Genomic DNA, 20,320 nt, shown 5'->3' on the forward strand with positions numbered 1-20,320 from the left:
CCCCCGAAGCCTGCCGCCGCGTCACCGGGCGGCGCTGACCTTCCACACCACGTTGCCGACATCGTCCGCGACGAGCAGCCCGCCCGTCTTGTCGACGATTACGCCCACGGGCCGTCCCTGTGCCTCGCCCTTGGCGTTGAGGAAGTCGCCGACCACCTCGACCGGCTTGGCATTGGCGACGGGGAAGTTGTTCGCGCCGAACGGTACGAACACCACCTTGTAGCCCGAGGCGGGCTTGCGATTCCAAGAGCCATGCTCGCCGATAAAGACCCCCTTGGCGAACCGGTCGCCCAGCCTGGCCCCCTTCGAGAAGGTCAGGCCCAGCGCCGCGACGTGCGGCCCCAGCGCATAGTCGGGACGCTTCACATATTGCTGGAGCGCGGGGTTGGCGGGCTCGACCCGCGTGTCGGGATAGCCGCCCCAATAATACCAGGGCCAGCCGAAATGGTCGCCGAATTCGACCTGGGTCAGATAGTCGGGCGCCAGGTCGGAGCCCAGCATGTCGCGCTCGTTGACCACGGTCCACAGCCGGCCGTTGCCCGGATTGATGGCCATGCCGTTCGGGTTGCGCAGCCCCGCCGCATAGATCCGCCAATTCTTGTCCTTGGGCCAAACCTGGAGGATGGCGGCACGGTATTTTTCGGCGTCCATGCCGTTCTCGGCGATGTTGCTCGACGATCCGACCGAGACGAACAGCGTCTGCCCGTCACCCGACGCGATCACGTTGCGCGCCCAGTGATTGCCCGCCGGATTGAGCGGCACGACCTTTTCGGGCCTGGCGGTGATCTTCGTCTCTCCCTCGCGATAGGGCACGCGGACCAGCGCGTCGGTGTCGGCGATGTAGAGTTGCCCGTCGAACAGCACCATGCCGAAGGGCGAGTTGAGCCCGGTCATGAACGGCGTCTTCACGTCCGCCACGCCGTCGCCATCGGTATCGCGGAGCAAGGTGATGCGGTTGGCCGACGGCACCGCCGCACCCGCGCGCCCGAGGAAGAAGTTCATCACCCGCTGCACCAGCCCGGCGCTGGGGCGGGGCGGCGAGTTCGTCTCGGCGACCAGCACGTCGCCATTGGGCAGTTCGTACAGCCAGCGCGGATGGTCGAACCCGGTGGCGAAGGACCGAATGGTCAGGCCCTGCGCCACGCTCGGCTTCGCGCCGTTCGTCCAGCCCACGGGTTTGGCGATGTTGACGGTCGGAATGACCTGCTCGCGCGGGGCCTGGATCGTCGGTTGGCGTCCGGCGACCTGATCGACGCTCAACCGCGCCCGATCGGGCCAGGCGAGCCAGGCGAAGACGGCGACACCGACCAGAACGAAAATGGCCAGCAGGATCAGGACATGTTTGCGCATGGCGCGAAACTAGGCCGATGCCGGCGTGGGGGGAAGGGGGCCCTGCGCAAATCTCGCACTGGCACCGAAACGATATTTCCGACATTCTGCGGACGGCGTGGGCAAGGCTTGGGAGGGCATGACATGCGCATGGGGATATGGAGCCGGGGGATCGCGATCCTTTCGTTGGTGGTGGCAGCAACTCCGGGGGCGGCGCAGGATCGCGACACGCCCAAGGGATCGCCGGGGCGGGATGTCGTCGTTCAGGGCGAGAGGCTGCCGAGCACCCAGGCCCCGCCGCCACCGGGCATCACGGTGCAGAGCGACCGGATCGTCAACCGCACGCTCGATGAAAAGGCGCAGATGTTCGTCCGCTGTGCGCCCTTCTTCCCGCCCAAGGTCCTGCGTCGCGCGATCGATGGTCAGCCCAACAGGCCGACGACCCTGCTCGCGATGGACAGCTTCATCCGTGCCAATCAGGCCTGCTGGCCCGACATGCCGTCACCGCCCTTGCCTCCGCCGCCCGATCTGGCGAGTTGCTGGCAGGTCTATACCGTCACGGGCCTGCCGGTGTGCCGCAGCAATTATGACCGTGGCGCGGTGTTGGAAGCGGCGATCGCGCGATTCGCCCCTGACGCTGCCCTGACGGCGCAGGAGGTCGACGATCCGGCGGCGATCGCCCGACTGGAGGCGCGGGAGAAGCAGCGGTTGCTCTTCGCCTATCCGGACGAAAAAATCCGGGCGCAGGTCACGCAATGCCTGGTTCGTGCGGAGCCGGAGGAAACCACACGGATGGTGCGTGCGCATGGCGATGCGGCGTTACAGACCCAATATGTCTATCGCATCCTCGACCGGGCCAGACATTGCCTGGGCAATCCCAAGCGGATCGAGGTCGAGCCGCTGTTTTTCCGTTACGCGCTGACCGACGCCTTTTATCGCTGGATCGTGGCGGTGCGCGACGTGGACTCGCTGCTTCCTGCCGCCTGACCATGGCGGCCGCCGGTGCCACAGGGGAGCGCACCGGCGGCCTTCGATGGCGCGAATGTCAGGGAGGTTATTCACGCCATCGATTCTTGAAACTGGCAAGTCCTCGTGCCCGCTTCGCTCTGGAGGGATTTACGATGCTCCAAGGCGACGCCTATGCACTGGCACGCTTCATATCGCGCGTCGTTCACTCACGCTAACGCATCGGAATGGCTAGTGTGATCGAGCGAGTGATTTGCCATCGGCGCTTGTCGATCGAGCCGGATGACATCGACCCGACCCGAGCCCCTTCCCGGAAGGAGAGGGGTGGATCAGCCTGATATCATCGCGCTCTGAACCGTTCGCACCATATCATATCGGTCCAGCCCCGGACCGTAACCATCGACCGTGACGCGCTCCGTCTGGAAGCCCAAGCGGGCGTAGAAGCCTTCGCTGTGCTGGCTGGTGTCGAGGTGCACTTGGGCGACGCCCGGCATCTCCGCCGCAGCGTGCAGCCGGGCCTGCGTCAGAAGGCGACCCAGACCCTGGCGGTGGAGGCCGTTCTCCACCATGCCCCAGCACAGATGCGCGGTGCTGGCGTCCGTCCCCAAGGCAAAGCCGCCACAGGCAACGATATGCCCGTCCCGCTCGATGACCTGAAACGCCCATTCCGCCGCGTGGCGTTCGAGGAAACGCACGAAATCCGCCCGCTCCGACGGCGCGAAGAAACCGGGCGTGTTGCCGTCGAACAGCGCCAGGCACGCATCCCGGTCCGCCGCCCGATAGGCGCGGATAAGGTCCTCCGACATGGTTTCGGTCACTCGACTTCAGACGCCACCGCCGGATGCAGGCGCAGGCGATGGATGCGGCGTTCGTCCGCTTCGGTCACCTCGATCCGCCAGCCGCTGGGATGGTCGATACAGGTGCCGGTCGGGGGAACCTGACCCGCCAGCACGGCGGTCAGGCCGCCCAGCGTGTCGACATCGTCCTCGGCCTCTTCGAGCGCGGGATCGACCGCGCGGCCGACTTCTTCCAGGCTGACCCGCGCATCCGCATCCCAGGCCCCGCCGTCGAGCGGCACCAGCAACGCTTGCGGCGCGTCGTCATGCTCGTCCTCGATCTCGCCGACGATTTCCTCGATCAGATCCTCGATGGTGACGAGGCCCTCGGTGCCCGAATATTCGTCCAGCACCACCGCCAGATGCACCCGCTTCTGGCGCATATCGGCGAGCAGATCGAGCGCGCCGCGCGACATGGGGACATAGAGCGGATCGCGGATCAGCCCGGAAATCGTCTCAGGGTGCGCGGCCCCGGTCGCCAGGATGTTGAAGACATCCTTGATATGGACCATGCCGATGATCGAATCGAGCGTCTCGCGATAGACGGGCAGGCGGCTATGCCCCGCCTCGGCGAAGATCTGGACCAGATGGTCGAAGGTCGTCCGCTCCTCGACCGCGATGATGTCGGCACGGGGCACGCCCACGTCACCGGCATCGCGCTCGCCGAAATGCAGGAGGTTGCGGACCATCTGCCGCTCCAGCGGGGTCAGGTCGCCCTTGGCGTCGGGGCCCGGATCGCCCTCATGCCGGTCGATCGCGTCTTCCAGCTGGTCGCGCAGGGATTCTTCGTGCTCGCCGCCGAAGATCAGGCTTTTCAGCCCGCGCCATATACTGGATTCGTTGGAGTCACCGTTGCCGGTGCTGCTACTGGGGCCGTCGGCCATCGGGGGGTGTCAGTCCTCGCGTACGTGATAGGGGTCGTCGATGCCGAGGCTGGCCAGCGCGTCGCGTTCGATCGCTTCCATCGCCTCCGCCTCGTCATCGTTCATATGGTCATAGCCTAGCAGATGCAGAACGCCATGCACCAGAAGATGAGTCGCATGCGTTTCGGTCGCGATGCCACGCTCGGCGGCCTCCGCGACGCAGACGCCATGGGCCAGCACGATGTCGCCCAGCAACACCTCGCCATCGTCCGAATTCTGCGTCACCGTCTCGATCAGGTCGGGCTGGACCATGGGGAAGGACAGGACGTTGGTCGGCTTGTCCTTCTGCCGATATTGGCGGTTCAGCGCATGGACCTCGTCATCGCTGGTCAGCCGGACCGAAATCTCGATGGTCGCGGGCGTGGTCAGCAGCGGCCCATGCGGCGTCCGCTCGATCGCGGCGCGCGCGGCGCGGGTGGCAAGCGCGGTCCACTGGTCTTCGTCCCCGGACCAGGGCTCTTCATGGATCAGCGCAATCTCGATCATCGGAGCCTTTCCGGAAATAGGGTGCGGACGAGGTGAAAATCGCCGCCCCCTAACAACAGTTCCACCGTTACGCCATCGAAAGCAGGGTCAGGCGTTGGGCCCCTCATAGGCATCGACGATCCGGCCGACGATCGGGTGGCGGACCACGTCGGCGGCGGTGAAGCGGCTCATCGCGATACCCTCCACGCCCTCCAGTCGGCGGACCGCGTCGGCCAGGCCGGACGCCGCGACGCCGCCGGGCAGGTCGACCTGGTTCGGATCGCCGCAGATGACCATGCGGCTGTTCTGGCCGAAGCGGGTCAGGAACATCTTCATCTGCGCGGGCGTGGTGTTCTGCGCCTCGTCGAGGATGACGAAGGCATCGGCCAGCGTCCGGCCGCGCATGAAGGCGATCGGCGCGATCTCGATCTCGCCGCTGGCGATGCGCCGTTCCACCTGCTCGGCGGGGAGGCAGTCATAGAGCGCGTCGTAGAGCGGGCGGAGATAGGGATCGACCTTCTCCTTCATGTCGCCGGGCAGGAAGCCCAGCCGCTCGCCCGCCTCGACCGCCGGGCGCGACAGGATCAGCCGCTGGACCGAGCCGGTGATGAGCTGCGCCACCGCCTGCGCCACCGCGACATAGGTCTTGCCGGTGCCCGCCGGCCCGAGCGCGAAGATCATGTCGTTCGACACGAGCTGCTTCATATAATGCGCCTGGGCCGGGGTGCGCGGGACGATCGTCTTCTTGCGCGTGCGGATCATGATCGGCGGGGCGGAGGTACGTTCCGCGCTCAGGATACCGTCGAGCGTCGGTTCGGACGCCATCGCGATCAAGGCGTCGACCAGGCCGGTGTCCACCTCTTCCCCACGCTGGATACGGGAATAAAGGTCGTTCAGCACGTCGCGGGCCAGGCCGACCTGCTCGGCGGTTCCCTCCAGCCCCACCCGGTTGCCGCGTGCGGTGATGTAGACGCCCAGTCGATTTTCCAACGCGACCAGATTGCGGTCATATTGGCCGAATAGCTGCGCCAGCACTTGCGGCTTGTCGAAGCTGAGTTCCGCCCGGCTGCGTTCACCGGCCTGGGCGGGGAGGGGCTTGCGGCTCATGCGGTCCTTTCACCGTCTGTGGTTGCCACCAAGATGGGGGCGACGGGATCGGAACGCCAGCGAAATTGCATGACATAGGTGTGACGGCGGGAGGTTTTTGGCGCGCGGAGGCGCAGAGGGCGCAGAGAAGAAGAGCCCACCCTCGCGATCGGGAGACCTTCTTCTACCTCCGCGCTCTCTGCGCCTCTGCGCGATCAAAGGAAAATGGTTCACGCGAAGCCGCGAAGGCGCAAAGATGGTACGCCCGGCTGCGCACTGTGTCCATCAGCCTCCGGTCGCCTCAAAGTCTTCCGGCTGCGATGACGAGATGCATCATCCGCAAATGCAGCGCCTTTGCGCCTTCGCGTGAACAAAATCTTTGGCGTGGGCTTCGACTTCGCTCAGCCTGAACGGAGGAAAGGAAGGGGCTTACGCCGCCTCGCGGATCTTTGCCTGTCCGGTCAGCGAGTTGGGACCGGCCGCGACCAGTTCCACCTCGACGAGATCGCCGATCCGGTGGTCGCCGATCAGATGGACCGACTGGAGCCAGGGGGACTTGCCCAGCATCTGGCCGGGCAGCTTGCCGCGCCGTTCGATCAACACGGTGCAGGTCCGGCCGACGCTGGCGGCGTTGAACGCGTGCTGGTCGCGGTTGAGCGCCGCTTGCAGGCGCTGGAGTCGGTCGTCCATCACCTCCGCCGGAACCTGGTCCGCCATGGTCGCCGCCGGGGTGCCGGGGCGGGGGGAATATTTGAAGCTGAACGCCTGGGCATGACCCATCGCATCGACCAGGCTCAGCGTGTGGGCGAACTCCGCCTCGGTTTCGCCGGGGAAGCCGACGATGAAATCGCCCGACAGCGCGATGTCGGGCCGCACCGCCCGAACGCGGTCGATCAGCCGCATATAGCTGTCGCGACTATGCTGGCGGTTCATCGCCTTCAGGATGCGGTCATTGCCCGACTGGACCGGCAGATGCAGGAAGGGCATCAGGCTCTCGACATCGCGGTGCGCGTCGATCAGCCCTTGCGTCATGTCGTTGGGGTGGCTGGTGGTATAGCGGATGCGGTGCAGCCCCGGAATCCGGTCCAACTCGCGGATCAGGCCGTGCAGGCCGCGATTGTCCGCATCGTTCCAGGCGTTGACGTTCTGGCCCAGCAGCGTGATCTCACGCGCGCCCGCATCGACCAGCGCCTTGGCCTCGTCGACGATCGCCGCGAAGGGACGGCTGACCTCCGCGCCGCGCGTATAGGGCACCACGCAATAGGTGCAGAATTTGTCGCAGCCTTCCTGCACCGTCAGAAAGGCGGACGGGTTCACCTTGCGACGACCGGGCAGGTGGCCGAACTTCGACTCGACCGGCATGTCCGTGTCGAGCGCCGCCTCGCCCGCCGCCGCCTTGGCGACGAGTGCGGGCAGGTTGTGATAGGCCTGCGGTCCGACGACCACGTCCACCTTGGCGCGACGGACGATCTCCGCGCCCTCGGCCTGCGCGACGCAGCCCGCGACCGCGATCATCGGCTTGCGGCCCTGTTCGCCCGCGTCCTTCCGAAGACGCCCGATGTCCGAATAGACCTTCTCGGTCGCCTTTTCGCGGATGTGGCAGGTGTTGAGCACGACCAGATCGGCGGCGGCGGCGTCGTCGGTCGCGGACAGGCCTTGCGCGGCCATCAATTCGGCCATGCGCTCGCCGTCATAGACGTTCATCTGACAGCCGAAGGACTTGACGTGAAAGGTCTTGGGGGATGCGGGCATGACGCGCCCCTTATCGCAAATCGGGCCGCGTCGCCAGCACCCGGCAATCCGTCGTCCCGCGCGTCAGGACGCGGCGATCCGCGCGCGTGCCTCCGCCGCCATGGCCTTGCGGTCGGGAAAGTCGGCGGGGTCGAAGGGGGCGAGATAGTGGAGCGTCACCGTGAACCGCCCCGCGCGGCGCAGGACCCGTTTGGCATGGGCATCCCCCGCATCCTCGCCCAGCCACGCCAGATCGGCGGCCGCCGCGCCATAGTCGATCCGCACCGGCTGCACCCGGATGCAGGGGACCGGCGGGACGAGCGCGGCGAACAGGGCGGGCTTGAAGGGCAGGAGCGACAGATCGTCGCCGGTCGTGCCCTCGGGAAAGATCGCCAAGGGCTGTCCCTCGGTCAGCGCCGCGCGGATCGTCGCGACCTGATCGCCGACGCCCAGCCGGTCGCCGCGCGCGACGAAGAGGGTGCGGTTGAGGCTCGCCAGCCAGCCGATCAGCGGCAGGCTCGCCACCTCCGCCTTGGCGACGAAGCGTGCGCCCGACGTGCCCGCCAGCAGAAGAATATCGAACCAGCTCAGGTGGTTGGCCGCGATTGCCGCATCGCGGGTCAGCGGCTGGCCGACCACCCGGATATCCGCGCCCAGAATGACGGCCACCCGCCGCAGGAACCGGCGCGGCCAGGGCGAGTCCCGCCCCAGCGCCCGCCACGCGCCGTGCAGCGCCAGCGCGACCAGCAAGGTGCCGATAATGCAAGAAAGGCGACCTGCTGCGCGCAGGCCGCCTTTACGGTCGCGCGTCGATCGAGGCGGCGACCGCCGCCATCAGTTCTTGCGGTCGAGGCTGACGCCGTAAAGCTCCATCCGGTGATCGACCAGGCGGAAGCCCAGCTTTTCGGCGATCGCCTTTTGCAGTTGCTCCAGTTCGGGGTCGACGAACTCGATCACCCGGCCCGTCTCGACATCGATCAGATGGTCGTGATGTGCTTCGGGCGAGGGTTCGTAGCGGGCGCGGCCGTCGCCGAAATCGTGGCGGTCGAGGATGCCCGCCTCTTCGAACAGGCGGACCGTGCGGTACACCGTCGCGATCGAGATGCCCGGATCGATCTTGGCGGCGCGCTCATAGACCTTTTCCACATCGGGATGGTCCTCCGCTTCCGACAGGACGCGGGCGATCACGCGGCGCTGTTCGGTGATGCGCAGTCCTTTTTGTGCGCACAGCGCTTCGAGATCGATTTTGCGGGCCATGGTAACGTGTAACTCCTCGGGCTGATCCCCTCTCTACGCGCAAAGCACTATTGCGAAAAGGGATAGCGACTCGCAATAACCCGGAAACTGTGATCGGGTCAGCCGATGGCTCGGGAATAGGTGTGGGCGTCGTAATGCCGCCCGTCCGCGCCCTTGTAATAATTGCGCCGTTCGCCGCATTTCTCAAAGCCGTGCGCGGTATAGAACAGCACGGCCGGATTGTTCGACCGGACCTCCAGATGCAGCGTGACCACCCCGCGCGCGGCGCAGTCGGCGACGACCATGCGGACCAGCGCGCTGGCGATGCCGCTGCGGCGGTGATCGGGCGCGACGCCGAGCAGCAGCAATTCCGCCTCGTCCATCACCGAGCGGGTCAGTGCGAAGCCCACCGCGTCGCCGCCCGCTTCCGCGATCAGCAGGTGAATGCCCGGCATGGCCATCACGCCGAGCAATTGCGCGCGGGTCCACGCCTCTCCCCATTGCGGGTCGAAGGCGGCGGCCATGACCTGTTCGACGACCCCGGCATCACGCGCATCGCCGCCGCGCAGTGTCAGGCTGAGGCTGGCCATCAGGCGGCGAGCCCCGGCGGCGTGATCCCGCCGGGCAGCTTGGCGTCGGGCGCGCGGCCATAGACGGGGCGGGGGGGCAGGTCGGTCAGGGCGGCGGGCAGGCGCCACGCCTCCGCCGCATTGGGCAACGCCTCGACCACGGGCAGGTCGGCTTGCAGCGCGGTCAGCCAGCGCACACCGTTGCCCACCGCCGTCCGCCCGTCGAGCGCTGCCAGCGCCGCATCGGGCTTCATCGACGCGAAGAGGGAGAGCGGGGTCAGGTCACGCGCGAAAGCCTGTACGAAGACCTCGCCATGTCCGCCCTCCAGCACGACCGAGACACTCTCGTCCGGCGAGTCCGCGAAAAAGGCGGCGGCGACCAGCGCCAGCGAATTGTAGCCCGACGCGCTCGCCCCCCAACCCAGTGCCAGCCCGCGCGCGGCGGCGATGCCCACGCGGATGCCGGTGAAGCTGCCGGGGCCGCAATCGACCAGGATGCGCTCTGCCCGTCCGCCATCCGGCAGGGCGGCGATCATCGGCACCAGCTTTTCGGCATGGCCGCGCCCGACCACGTCATGCGCGCGGGCGATCACCCGGTCGCCGTCGAGCAGGGCGACCGAGCAGGCGGCGGTGGCGGTGTCGATGACCAGCGTGCGCAAGGTGCGGCTCACGGAGGCGGCTCAGACGATTCGGTTGGCTTGTTCGAACGCCAGGCGCGGATTGCGCGGGTGAAGCGTGCTGCGGTCGCCATAGCCGATGGTCGCGATGAAGTTGGACCGCACGCCCGGCTGATCGGCGAAGAAGGCCTTGTCCACCGCACCCTGATCGAAGCCCGACATCGCGCCGGTATCCAGCCCCAGCGCCCGTGCCGCGAGGATCAGATAGGCCCCCTGGAGCGAACTGTTGCGGAAGGCCGAGGCCTCGCGCAATTCGGTATTGCCGTCGAACCAGCTCCTGGCATCGACATGCGGGAATAGCTGCGGCAGATATTCGTGGAAGTTCACGTCCATGCCGATGATGACCGTGGCGGGGGCGGCGCGAATCTTCTCCGCATTGCTGCCGGAGGCGCAATCGGCCAGCTTGTCCTTGGCCTCCTGGCTCAGGCACCAGACCAGCCGCGCGGGGCTCTGGTTGGTCGAGGTCGGGGGCATCTTCATCAGGTCCCAAAGCGCCCGAATCTCGTCCTCGCCCACGGGCTTGTCGAGATAATGGTTGAAGGTGCGCCCCTCGCGGAACAGCCGGTCCAGGCTGGCGTCGTCGATCGGGTTCATCAGACGGCCCTCACTTCGGTGACTTCGGGGACGTAGTGGCGGAGCAACTGCTCGATCCCGTTCTTCAACGTCGCGGTGGACGAGGGGCAACCGGCGCATGCGCCCTGCATCTTGAGAAAGACCTTGCCCTTGTCGAAGCCGCGATAGACGATATCGCCGCCGTCATTGGCGACCGCAGGCCGCACGCGCGTGTCGATCAGTTCGCGGATTTGCGCGACGATGTCGGCGTCCTCGGGATCGTCGGCAAAGGCTTCTTCCTCCACCGGCACCGCGAAGTCCGCCGCGCCCTGCTTGAACAGCGGCATCTGCGCCGAGAAATGGTCGAGCAGGATGCCCAGCACATCGGGCTTCACGTCCGACCAGTCGACGCCCGGCGCGATCGTCACCGACACGAAGTCGCGACCGAAGAACACGCCGGTCACGTCGCCCAGATTGAAGATCGCCTCGGCCAGCGGGCTGGCACCGGCTTCCTCGGGGGAGGCGAAGTCGCGCGTCCCGCTGTCCATCACCTTGCGGCCGGGCAGGAATTTCAGCGTCGCCGGGTTGGGCGTGGGTTCGGTCTCGATCAGCATGGCCCCCATGTGGCGCGGGCGGCGGCGGGGATCAAGCGGGACACGGGAAAGGATGCGTTTCCAGCGCGCAACCTGGGGCTGGGCGGTTCGGCTAGATCCTCCCCGCATCGGGGAGGATCGGATCAGATCCGCTCCCGCAACAGCCGCAGCACCGCCCCCGCCACCCATTGCCCCGGCCGTCGCAGCGGGCGGGCGAAGCGGATGCGCAGGACGATCCGCTGCCCTTCGGCGTCATTGTGGATCTCGTGATCGAAACTGTCGTCGAAGATCAGCGTCTCGCCCTCCGCCCAGCGGAGGATGCGATCGCGCACGCGCATCCGGGCCCCGCCGTCGCGCGGCACGACCAGTCCGAGGTGACAGGTGATCAGCCCCTTGGTCGCGCCGCGCCGCGTCGGGATATGCGCATTGGGCGCGAGCGAGGCGAAGGCGGCGTCGTACAGGCCGGGGATCGCCCGAAGCGCCGCGAGGGTGCGCGGGCACCCCGGCGCGCGAATGGCCACCGCCCCGCCATCCTGCCAGAGCGGCATCAGGCCGGAGGGCGCCATCGCCACCGCCTCGGCGCGAATCGCGGCCCATTCGCGGCGCAGCCCGGCGGTCCAGGCGAAGTCGCGAACGTCGAGAACGGGATCGGTGGAGGCCAGCGACTGGGACGCGATCAGCCCGTCGAACAGGCGGCCGAACCGGTGGAGCATCGCGCCGCCGGTCGGGGCGGGGACGGGCGGACCTGCGACGGGTTCGGCGGCGGGTGGCGGGACCAGAGACGCGATACGCTCGACCCGGTCCGAATCGCGCTGAAATCGCCGGGCGGCGGGCATCGGTCCATCGCCATCGGTTTCGCCCGATTCATGCCATATTGTGTCCGACGCCCGACGCCGGGCACCGGCATTCATCGACTTGGTCATCACGTTCCGTACATCCCCGGCCTGCCCCCGCATCCGGGCCTTTGACGGGCCCTTGTCATGCGGGATCAGTGACATCGCCCTAAGCGCATAGTGCGCCCAAATGATGGCGCGGCGGCTGGTGGCGCGGCGCGATCAAGGCGCTTTGGGGCGATTTAGGGGCGGCTGGCGAAGCGGCGGGCCACGGGTTAAGAGGGGGAATGGCGTTTCCGTCCCGCGCAATGCGCTGTCTTGCCCTGCCGGTCCTTCTCGGACTGGCGCTTCCCGTCATCGGTCAGGCTCCCCGGACCGACCGGCCCCAGGACCCATCGGTCCCGCAGGGGATGCCGGTCCCCGCCACCGTGGCGACCGCACCCCAGCCGCAGACGGCGCGCGATCCGCTCGCCCCGTTGCCGCCGATACCGGGCGTCGACCAGAGCCCGTGGCTCTACAAGGATTCCGACCTGCCGCAGGACAAGGCATGGAAGTTCGGTACCCTGCCGAACGGTCTGCGCTATGCCGTGCGGCGCAACGGCGTGCCGCCGGGGCAGGTGGCGGTCCGGGTGCGGATCGATGCCGGTTCACTCAACGAAAGCGATTCGGAGCGCGGCTTCGCGCATCTGATCGAGCATCTGTCCTTCCGCGGGTCGCAGCATGTGCCCGATGGCGAAGCCAAGCGCATCTGGCAGCGGCTGGGCGCGACCTTCGGCTCGGACTCCAACGCCTCCACCACGCCGACCCAGACCGTCTATCAACTCGATCTGCCCGGCGCGACCGAGCAGGGGCTGGACGAAAGCCTGAAGATCCTGGCAGGCATGATGTCCGCCCCCTACATGACCAGCGAGGCATTGAATGCCGAGCGGCCCGTCGTCCTGGCCGAGCGGCGCGAGCAGCCCGGCCCGCAGGTCCGCTATTCGGACAAGCTGCGCGAAACCTTCTTCGCCGGACAACCGCTCGCCGAGCGCTCGCCGATCGGCCAGCTCAAGACGCTGGAGGCCGCGACGCCCGACAGCGTGCGCGCTTTCCACGACCGCTGGTATCGCCCTGAAAATACGGTGGTGATCATCTCGGGCGATCTCGACCCGCTGCTGTTCGCGCGGCTGGTCGCCAGGAATTTCGGCGACTGGCAGGGCGTCGGCCCCAAGCCGCCCGCCCCCGATTTCGGCAGCCCCAAGGCGGATGCCGCCGTCGCGGGCGCGCTGGTCGAACCGGCGATGCCGCCGGTGGTGGCGATGGCGGTGCTGCGTCCCTGGAAATATCAGGACGATACCGCGATCTTCAACCAGAAGCGGATGGTCGACATGGTCGCCGCGCGCCTCATCAGCCGCCGTCTGGAAGATCGCGCGCGGGCGGGGGGCAGCTTCCTTCAGGCCAGCGTCGCGCTGGACGATGTGTCGCGCTCGGCCAATGTGACCACCGTCAACGTCATACCGATCGGCGACAATTGGGAAGCCGCGCTGAAGGACGTGCGCGCGGTCATCGCCTCCGCCATGGCGACCAAGCCGACGCAAGGAGAGATCGACCGCGAACTCGCCGATTACGATGCGATCCTGCGCACCCAGGTCGACACCGCGCGGGTGGAGGCGGGGGCCAAGCAGGCCGACGACATGGTCGGCGCGCTCGACATCCGCGAAACCGTGACCGCGCCGGAGACGAGCTATCAGATCCTGCGCCAGGCGATCGACAAGAAGATGTTCACGCCGGACTCGGTGCTCGCCTCCACCCGGAAGATATTCCAGGGCACGGCGACCCGCGCGCTGGTGAACACCCGCACGCCGGAGCCGGATGCGGTCGCACGCCTGACCGCCGCGTTGAAGGCCGATGTCCGTCCGCTGGCCGAGCATCGCCGTCGCCAGGGCAATATCAGCTTCGCACAGCTTCCCAGGCTGGGCACGCCCGGCAAGGTCGTGTCGCGCGAGAAGATCGACCAGCTGGGGTTGGAGAAGGTCACCTTCGCCAATGGCACGCGGTTGCTGCTGCTGGCCAATGACGGGGAGACGGGGCGCGTCTATCTGCGCGCGCGGTTCGGGCGCGGATACAATGCGCTTCCGGCCGACCGGGAAAGCGCCGCCTGGGCCGCCGATCTCGCGCTGGTCGCGGGCGGTATCGGCAAGTTCGACCAGGGCGATCTCGACCGGCTGACCGCCGGGCGGACCATGGGGATGGACTTCGATATCGATGACGATGCCTTTGCCTTCAACGCGCTGTCCTCGCCCGGCGATTATGCCGATAATCTGAAGCTGATGGCGGCCAAGCTGGTTGCGCCGCGCTGGGACCCCGCGCCGGTCAACCGGGCCAAGGCGGCGATGCTGGCGGGTTATGACGGGTTCGACGCCTCGCCCGACGGGGTGTTGGGCCGTGATCTGGAACGGCTGCTGCGCGATGGCGATCCGCGCTGGGGCACCCCGCCGCGCTCGGCAATCCGGGCGACCACGCCCGAAAGCTTCAAGGCGCTCTGGGCCCCGCTGCTCGCCACGGGGCCGATCGAGGTGTCGGTCTTCGGCGACGTGAAGCCGGACGAGGCGATCGCGGCGGTGGCGAACAGCTTCGGCGCGATCCCGGCGCGACCCGCGGCCGCGGGTCCGGTGCCGCCGGTCCGCTTCCCCGCGCATGTCGCCACCCCGGTGGTGCGCACCCATACTGGCCCCGCCGACCAGGCGGCGGCGGTGATCGCCTGGCCGACCGGCGGCGGATCGGCGGACGACCGTATCCGCAACCGGCTGGACGTGTTGGCGCAGGTCTTTTCCGACCGGCTGATGGACCAGCTCCGTTCGAAGGCAGGCGCGAGCTACAGCCCGCAGGTCGCCAGCCAATGGCCGGTCGGCCTGCCCAGTGGCGGGCGGATGATCGCGATCGGCATGGTCGCGCCCGACAAGGTCGACTTCTTCCTGACCACCGCGCGCGCCATCGCCGCCGACCTGGCCGCCAACCCGATCGGCGCGGACGAGTTGCAACGGATCAAGCGGCCCATGGCGCAGCGCCTGGCGCGCATGGCGTCGGGCAACCAGTTCTGGATGCAGCGTCTGGCCGGGGCGGCCTATGACCCGCAACGGGTCGAGGCGACCAAGCGGCTGGCGCAGGATTTCGTCTCGATCGGTCCGGCGGATTTGCAGGCGGTCGCGGCGCGCTTCCTGCGGCCCGATACGGACTGGTCGGTGAAGGTGGTGCCCAAGGCCAAATGATCCTCCCCGGCACGGGGAGGGGGACCAGTCGCAGGCTGGTGGAGGGGGCGTGCCGCAAGGGGCGTCCTGTGGGGAAGCCCCCCTCCGTCAGGCCTTCGGCTGCCACCTCCCCGTGCCGGGGAGGAACCAGGTGTTCGGCCGCACGTTTCCGCCCTGAACGACCTTTGTGCGCCGCAAAATCCGCGCCGCCCTTTCGCTCGCGCCGCATTTCGGCTATGGGCCCCGGCGACATACCCTCCGAACAAGAGAAATTTGCATGAGCCTCCGCAACGTGGCGATCATCGCGCACGTCGACCATGGCAAGACGACCCTGGTTGATCAGCTGTTCCGCCAGTCGGGCACCTTCCGCGACAACCAGCGTGTCGAAGAACGCGCGATGGACTCCAACGACCTGGAAAAGGAGCGCGGGATCACCATTCTCGCCAAGCCGACCTCGGTCGACTGGACTCCGCCGGGCAGCGACGAGTCGATCCGCATCAACATCGTCGACACCCCCGGACACGCCGACTTCGGCGGCGAGGTGGAGCGCATCCTGTCGATGGTCGACGGCGTCGTCCTGCTGGTCGATTCGTCGGAAGGCGCGATGCCGCAGACGAAGTTCGTGACCGGCAAGGCGCTGGCGCTGGGCCTGAAGCCGATCGTCGTCGTCAACAAGGTCGACCGCGCCGACGCGCGTATCCAGGAAGTGCTGGACGAAGTGTTCGACCTGTTCGTCTCGCTCGACGCGAATGACGAGCAGTTGGACTTCCCGGTCCTCTACGCCTCGGGCCGCAACGGCTATGCCTCGACCGACATGGACGCGCGCGAAGGCACGCTGATCCCGATGTTCGAGACGATCGTGAACCATGTTCCGGCCCCGAAGGTCGAGGTCGAGGACGTGCCCTTCACCTTCCTGGTGACGCTGCTCGACCGCGACAACTTCCTCGGCCGTATCCTGACCGGCCGCGTCAACTCGGGCACGGTCAAGCTGAACCAGGCGATCCACGCGCTCGACGCCGATGGCAATGTCATCGAAACCGGCCGCGCGTCGAAGATCCTGTCGTTCCGCGGCCTGGACCGCGTGCCGGTCGAGGAAGCCAAGGCGGGCGACATCATCTCGTTGGCCGGTCTGGCGGTCGCCACCGTGGCGAACACCATCGCCGATACCAGCGTGACCGTGCCGCTCCAGGCGCAGCCGATCGATCCGCCGACGCTGTCGATGCGCTTCGCGGTCAACGACTCGCCGATGGCGGGCCGTGAGGGCACCAAGGTGACCAGCCGCATGATCCGCGACCGCCTGATGCGCGAAGCGGAATCGAACGTCGCGGTGAAGGTCACCGAGAGCGACGACCGCGACAGCTTCGAGGTCGCCGGTCGCGGCGAACTCCAGCTTGGCGTTCTGATCGAGACGATGCGCCGCGAAGGCTTCGAGCTGGGCATCAGCCGCCCGCGCGTGCTGTTCGGCGAGGACGAGGACGGCAAGAAGACCGAGCCGTACGAAACCGTCATCATCGACGTGGACGAGGAATATTCGGGCACGGTCGTCGAGAAGATGAACCTGCGCAAGGCCGAGATGACCGACATGCGTCCCTCGGGCGGTGGCAAGACCCGCATCACCTTCTCCGCGCCGTCGCGCGGCATGATCGGTTACCACGGCGAGTTCCTGTCGGACACGCGCGGCACCGGCATCATGAACCGCCTGTTCGAGCGTTACGGCCCGCACAAGGGCAAGATCGAAGGCCGCAAGAACGGCGTCCTGATCTCGAACGGCGCGGGCGAAGCGCAGGGCTATGCACTGGGTCCGCTCGAAGAGCGCGGCATCCTGTTCGTCGGCCACGGCGAAGCGCTGTACGAAGGCATGATCATCGGCGAGAACGCCAAGACGGATGACCTCGAGGTCAACCCGATGAAGGCGAAGCAGTTGACCAACTTCCGCGCAAGCGGCGGCAAGGACGACGCGATCCGCCTGACCCCGCCGAAGAAGATGACGCTGGAGCAGGCTATCGCCTATATCGACGACGACGAAATGGTCGAAGTGACCCCGAAGTCGATCCGTCTGCGCAAGCGCTATCTCGACCCGAACGAGCGCAAGCGCGCGGCTCGCTCGAAGGCGGCGTAATCAGGGAAGGGCCGGGCGGAAACGTCCGGCCCGTTTTCGTTGGGCGGGGCGACGAACCTGACGCTTGTTCACGACAAAGCCCGCCATCTCGCGACGACGGGCTCTGCCAAGCTTTCAAGACGCCAGGGCCTTACCCCTGCTCGGCTTCCTTGCGGGCGCGCTCTTCATAGAAGTTGCGCACCACGTCCCACGCTTCCTCGGCGGTTTCGACATAGGTGAAGATGCCCAGGTCGCGCTCGGACACCACGCCCTCCTCGACCAGCGCCTCGAAATCGATCACCCGTTCCCAGAAGGCGCGTCCGAAGAGAAGCACCGGGATAGGCTGAATCTTCCCCGTCTGGATCAGGGTCAGCAGTTCGAACAATTCGTCGAACGTGCCGAACCCGCCTGGAAACGCCGCCAGCGCACGCGCGTGCAGCAGGAAGTGCATCTTGCGCAGCGCGAAATAGTGGAACTGCAACGACAGCGAGGGCGTGACATAGGGATTGGGCGCCTGCTCGTGCGGCAGGACGATGTTGAGCCCCACCGACTCGGCCCCGACGTCATGCGCGCCGCGATTGGCCGCCTCCATGATCGAAGGGCCGCCGCCCGAGCACACCACGAACTGCCGCATCCCGCGATCGTCGCGGGGCAGGCGGCTGGTGATCTGGGCCAGTTCGCGCGCGATGTCGTAATATTTGCTCTTGGCGACGAGATTCTCGGCGATCCGCCGCGACTTGTCGTCATGCGCCAGTTCGAGCAGCGCCTTGGCCTTGGCAGGCTCCGGGATACGCGCCGAGCCGTAGAAGACGAAGGTCGAGGCGATCTTGGCCTCTTCGAGCAGCAACTGCGCCTTCAGCAATTCCAACTGGAAACGGACGGGCCGAAGGTCTTCGCGCAGCAGGAAGTCCATGTCCTGAAAGGCCAGCGTATAGGCGGGGCTTTCGGTCTGGGGCGTCGAGACGATCGTCTTGGCGCTTTCGGCGTCCTGGCTGGCATTGGGGAAGACGCGGTTCGGAACTTGGGTTTTATCGGTCATTTTGGATGATGTAGGGGATCGGCTGCCCCCGCGCTACCGGCAAAAGCGCGCCTTATCATCCTCCAGATGCAGGTGGTTGCGATGCGCGGCATTGTAATCGGGGGTCAGCACCGTGCCGAAGCGCCGACAGGCCGATGCGCGGATCGTCGTCCAGAATTGCCGGATTTGCGGATCGGGCGAATTCCAGTCGTTCAGCAACGTGATCCGCCGCCCGTCCTTCAGCACGAAGCCGCCGACATCCACCGCATTGGCCAGCGCATGGCCCGAGCGTCGGTCGCCCATCCGCGCGGTGCCGACGATGTTGCGGCAGGCATAGCTGCCCATCCCCTCGACCTTCACCAGTTGCGAGCCGAGGATCTGCCATGCGGCGGGGGCGACGGCGTTGCGCACCCATCCGGCAAAGGCGCGGGCATTGCCGCACCGCATCGCGGTGATGCCGGTGACGGGCACGCCGATATCGGTCAGTTGCACGGTGCCGTACAAGCCGCAGCCGGGCCCCAGTTCCTTGTCGGGCAATCGGCGATAATCGACGCCCTCGCGCCGAAGATCGGCCTCGCACTGTGCGGTCTCACGGATCGGCGGGCGGTAAGGTTCGGGGCGCGTGGCCTGCTGGACGGGTCGGTCGGTGCGACCACAGGCCGCGAGAAGGACCAGGGCGCAAAGAGAGGTATAGCTACGGGCTCGCACCGCCGTCTTGTGCCTTCGACGACGGAGTCGCTGCAACCGATTAGCGGCGAAGCGTGCCGACCCGCATTCGGAAGGGAGGCTCGCTTACAATATCGCGTCGCTTCAACGCCCTGGAACGCCGTGGTCCGGAATTATTCTGTCGCCGGGGCGATTGTGGTTGTCACAATCGATCCGCATCGCTAGGGCCGTCGACGGGCCACGCGGTCCCAACGCCGCGCGTGCTCTCTGTGAGGAGAGTCTTAAATGACTGATACGACTGCCGCCGACGCCACTCTTGCGCCGGCGAAGCCCGCCAACCAAACCGGCGCGCCCCTATTTTTCCAGCGGTCCCTGCGCCAAGCCTCCCGGTTGGGACGCGGCCAAGCTCGCGACGGACAGCCTTGGCCGTTCGCATCGCTCGAAGCTGGGCAAGCAGCGGTTGCAATATTGCATCGACCTGATGCGCCAATTGCTCAAGCTCCCCGACACCCATCGCATCGGCATCGTCCCCGGCTCCGACACCGGCGCGTTCGAAATGGCGATGTGGACGATGCTGGGCGCGCGCCCTGTCACCACGTTGGCTTGGGAAAGCTTCGGCGAGGGCTGGGTGACCGACGCGGTCAAGCAGTTGAAGCTCGACCCCACCGTCCTGCGCGCCGATTACGGCCAGATCGCGGACCTGGATGCGGTCGACTGGTCGAACGACGTGCTCTTCACCTGGAACGGCACCACCAGCGGCGTGCGCGTGCCGAACGGCGACTGGATCGCCGACGACCGCGAGGGCCTGTCCTTCGCCGATGCGACCAGCGCGGTGTTCGCCTATGACCTGCCTTGGGACAGGATCGATGTCGCGACCTTTTCGTGGCAGAAGGTGCTGGGCGGTGAGGGCGCGCACGGCGTCCTGATCCTGGGTCCGCGCGCGGTCGAGCGTCTCGAAACCTACACCCCCGCCTGGCCGCTGCCCAAGGTGTTCCGCCTGGTGTCGAAGGGCAAGCTGGCCGAAGGCGTGTTCAAGGGCGAGACGATCAACACGCCGTCTATGCTGGCCGTCGAGGACGCGATCTTCGCGCTCGAATGGGGCGAGGCGCTGGGTGGTGCGGAGGCGCTGGTCAAGCGTTCGGACGCCAATGCGGCGGCGCTGAACAGGATCGTCGAGGAGCGCGACTGGCTCGGCCATCTGGCGGCCGATCCGGCGATCCGCTCGACCACCAGTGTCTGCCTGACGGTCGAGGGTGCGGACGAGGCGCTCATCAAGAAGATGGCCTCGCTGCTCGAAGCCGAAGGTGCCGCCTATGACGTGGCGGGCTATCGCGACGCGCCTGCGGGTCTGCGCATCTGGTGCGGGGCCACGGTCGAGACCGCCGATATCGAGGCGCTCGGCCCCTGGCTCGACTGGGCCTACGCGACCGCCAAGGCGGCCTGAATTCTTTACGTCGCCCCAGCAAAGGCTGGGGCCTCTCTCCCAAATCGTGCCCTTCGTGGCACCAGGCCCCA

Annotated in this window: 18 protein-coding genes and 1 pseudogene; 4 read left to right on the top strand and 15 right to left on the bottom strand. The window is 67.1% G+C overall.

What is annotated here, in order from left to right:
* Positions 1-21 precede the first annotated feature (21 nt).
* On the bottom strand, positions 22-1,350 hold the full coding sequence (locus QE379_RS05220) for a sorbosone dehydrogenase family protein (RefSeq protein WP_306998519.1): 1,329 nt from the start codon (positions 1,348-1,350) through the stop codon (positions 22-24).
* Positions 1,351-1,518: 168 nt separating this feature from the next.
* Between QE379_RS05220 and QE379_RS05225 the strand changes: the two genes are divergently transcribed.
* Entirely contained in the window at positions 1,519-2,316 is a 798-nt protein-coding gene (locus QE379_RS05225; RefSeq protein WP_306998521.1) for a hypothetical protein, read from the top strand.
* Positions 2,317-2,624: 308 nt separating this feature from the next.
* On the opposite strand, the gene QE379_RS05230 is transcribed toward QE379_RS05225, so the two are convergent.
* The 12 genes from QE379_RS05230 to QE379_RS05285 all read right to left on the bottom strand — a co-directional run bounded on the left by QE379_RS05230 (position 2,625) and on the right by QE379_RS05285 (position 11,886).
* Positions 2,625-3,101, bottom strand: coding sequence for a GNAT family N-acetyltransferase (locus tag QE379_RS05230; RefSeq protein WP_306998523.1), 477 nt, complete (start codon positions 3,099-3,101; stop codon positions 2,625-2,627).
* Between the two features lie 8 nt (positions 3,102-3,109).
* Positions 3,110-4,015, bottom strand: coding sequence for a hemolysin family protein (locus QE379_RS05235; RefSeq protein WP_306998525.1), 906 nt, complete (start codon positions 4,013-4,015; stop codon positions 3,110-3,112).
* 9 nt (positions 4,016-4,024) lie between these two features.
* Positions 4,025-4,540, bottom strand: coding sequence for an rRNA maturation RNase YbeY (gene ybeY / locus QE379_RS05240; protein ID WP_306998526.1), 516 nt, complete (start codon positions 4,538-4,540; stop codon positions 4,025-4,027).
* An 87-nt stretch (positions 4,541-4,627) separates the two neighbouring features.
* The gene (locus QE379_RS05245) at positions 4,628-5,626 is read right to left on the bottom strand and encodes a PhoH family protein (RefSeq protein ID WP_306998528.1); all 999 of its coding nucleotides are present in this window, start codon (positions 5,624-5,626) and stop codon (positions 4,628-4,630) included.
* A 408-nt stretch (positions 5,627-6,034) separates the two neighbouring features.
* Positions 6,035-7,357, bottom strand: coding sequence for a tRNA (N6-isopentenyl adenosine(37)-C2)-methylthiotransferase MiaB (miaB, locus tag QE379_RS05250; RefSeq protein ID WP_306998530.1), 1,323 nt, complete (start codon positions 7,355-7,357; stop codon positions 6,035-6,037).
* 63 nt (positions 7,358-7,420) lie between these two features.
* Positions 7,421-8,086, bottom strand: coding sequence for a 1-acyl-sn-glycerol-3-phosphate acyltransferase (locus QE379_RS05255; RefSeq protein ID WP_306998532.1), 666 nt, complete (start codon positions 8,084-8,086; stop codon positions 7,421-7,423).
* Between the two features lie 84 nt (positions 8,087-8,170).
* A complete protein-coding gene (locus QE379_RS05260; RefSeq protein WP_306998534.1) occupies positions 8,171-8,593 on the bottom strand; it encodes a Fur family transcriptional regulator in 423 nt (140 codons plus the stop codon).
* A 98-nt stretch (positions 8,594-8,691) separates the two neighbouring features.
* The gene (locus tag QE379_RS05265) at positions 8,692-9,162 is read right to left on the bottom strand and encodes a GNAT family N-acetyltransferase (protein WP_306998536.1); all 471 of its coding nucleotides are present in this window, start codon (positions 9,160-9,162) and stop codon (positions 8,692-8,694) included.
* Positions 9,162-9,800, bottom strand: a complete 639-nt coding sequence (tsaB, locus tag QE379_RS05270) for a tRNA (adenosine(37)-N6)-threonylcarbamoyltransferase complex dimerization subunit type 1 TsaB (protein ID WP_307003093.1) — start codon at positions 9,798-9,800, stop codon at positions 9,162-9,164. Before tsaB ends, QE379_RS05265 begins: the two co-directional genes overlap by 1 nt.
* A 21-nt stretch (positions 9,801-9,821) precedes the next feature.
* On the bottom strand, positions 9,822-10,412 hold the full coding sequence (locus tag QE379_RS05275) for a malonic semialdehyde reductase (RefSeq protein WP_306998538.1): 591 nt from the start codon (positions 10,410-10,412) through the stop codon (positions 9,822-9,824).
* Positions 10,412-10,984, bottom strand: coding sequence for a NifU family protein (locus QE379_RS05280; RefSeq protein WP_306998540.1), 573 nt, complete (start codon positions 10,982-10,984; stop codon positions 10,412-10,414). The genes QE379_RS05275 and QE379_RS05280 overlap by 1 nt, the downstream gene beginning before the upstream one ends.
* Positions 10,985-11,106: 122 nt before the next feature.
* On the bottom strand, positions 11,107-11,886 hold the full coding sequence (locus tag QE379_RS05285; RefSeq protein WP_306998542.1) for an aspartyl/asparaginyl beta-hydroxylase domain-containing protein: 780 nt from the start codon (positions 11,884-11,886) through the stop codon (positions 11,107-11,109).
* A 218-nt stretch (positions 11,887-12,104) separates the two neighbouring features.
* On the opposite strand from QE379_RS05285, the gene QE379_RS05290 reads away from it, so the two are divergent.
* Both QE379_RS05290 and typA read left to right on the top strand, forming a co-directional pair.
* Positions 12,105-15,044, top strand: coding sequence for a pitrilysin family protein (locus QE379_RS05290; RefSeq protein ID WP_306998544.1), 2,940 nt, complete (start codon positions 12,105-12,107; stop codon positions 15,042-15,044).
* Between the two features lie 256 nt (positions 15,045-15,300).
* Positions 15,301-17,142: a translational GTPase TypA gene (gene typA, locus QE379_RS05295; protein ID WP_306998546.1), complete on the top strand. Its 1,842-nt coding sequence runs from the start codon at positions 15,301-15,303 to the stop codon at positions 17,140-17,142.
* A 130-nt stretch (positions 17,143-17,272) separates the two neighbouring features.
* Here the strand turns inward: typA and QE379_RS05300 are convergent, their stop codons facing one another.
* Positions 17,273-18,160, bottom strand: a complete 888-nt coding sequence (locus QE379_RS05300) for a TIGR00730 family Rossman fold protein (RefSeq protein WP_306998548.1) — start codon at positions 18,158-18,160, stop codon at positions 17,273-17,275.
* 33 nt (positions 18,161-18,193) lie between these two features.
* Complete coding sequence (locus QE379_RS05305; protein WP_306998550.1) at positions 18,194-18,847, bottom strand: extensin family protein; 654 nt, start codon at positions 18,845-18,847, stop codon at positions 18,194-18,196.
* 243 nt (positions 18,848-19,090) lie between these two features.
* Here QE379_RS05305 and QE379_RS05310 point away from each other — a divergent pair.
* Positions 19,091-20,249, top strand: a pseudogene (locus QE379_RS05310) (phosphoserine transaminase).
* Positions 20,250-20,320 lie beyond the last annotated feature (71 nt).

The organism is Sphingomonas sp. SORGH_AS_0879, assembly GCF_030819175.1.
Lineage (GTDB): Bacteria > Pseudomonadota > Alphaproteobacteria > Sphingomonadales > Sphingomonadaceae > Sphingomonas.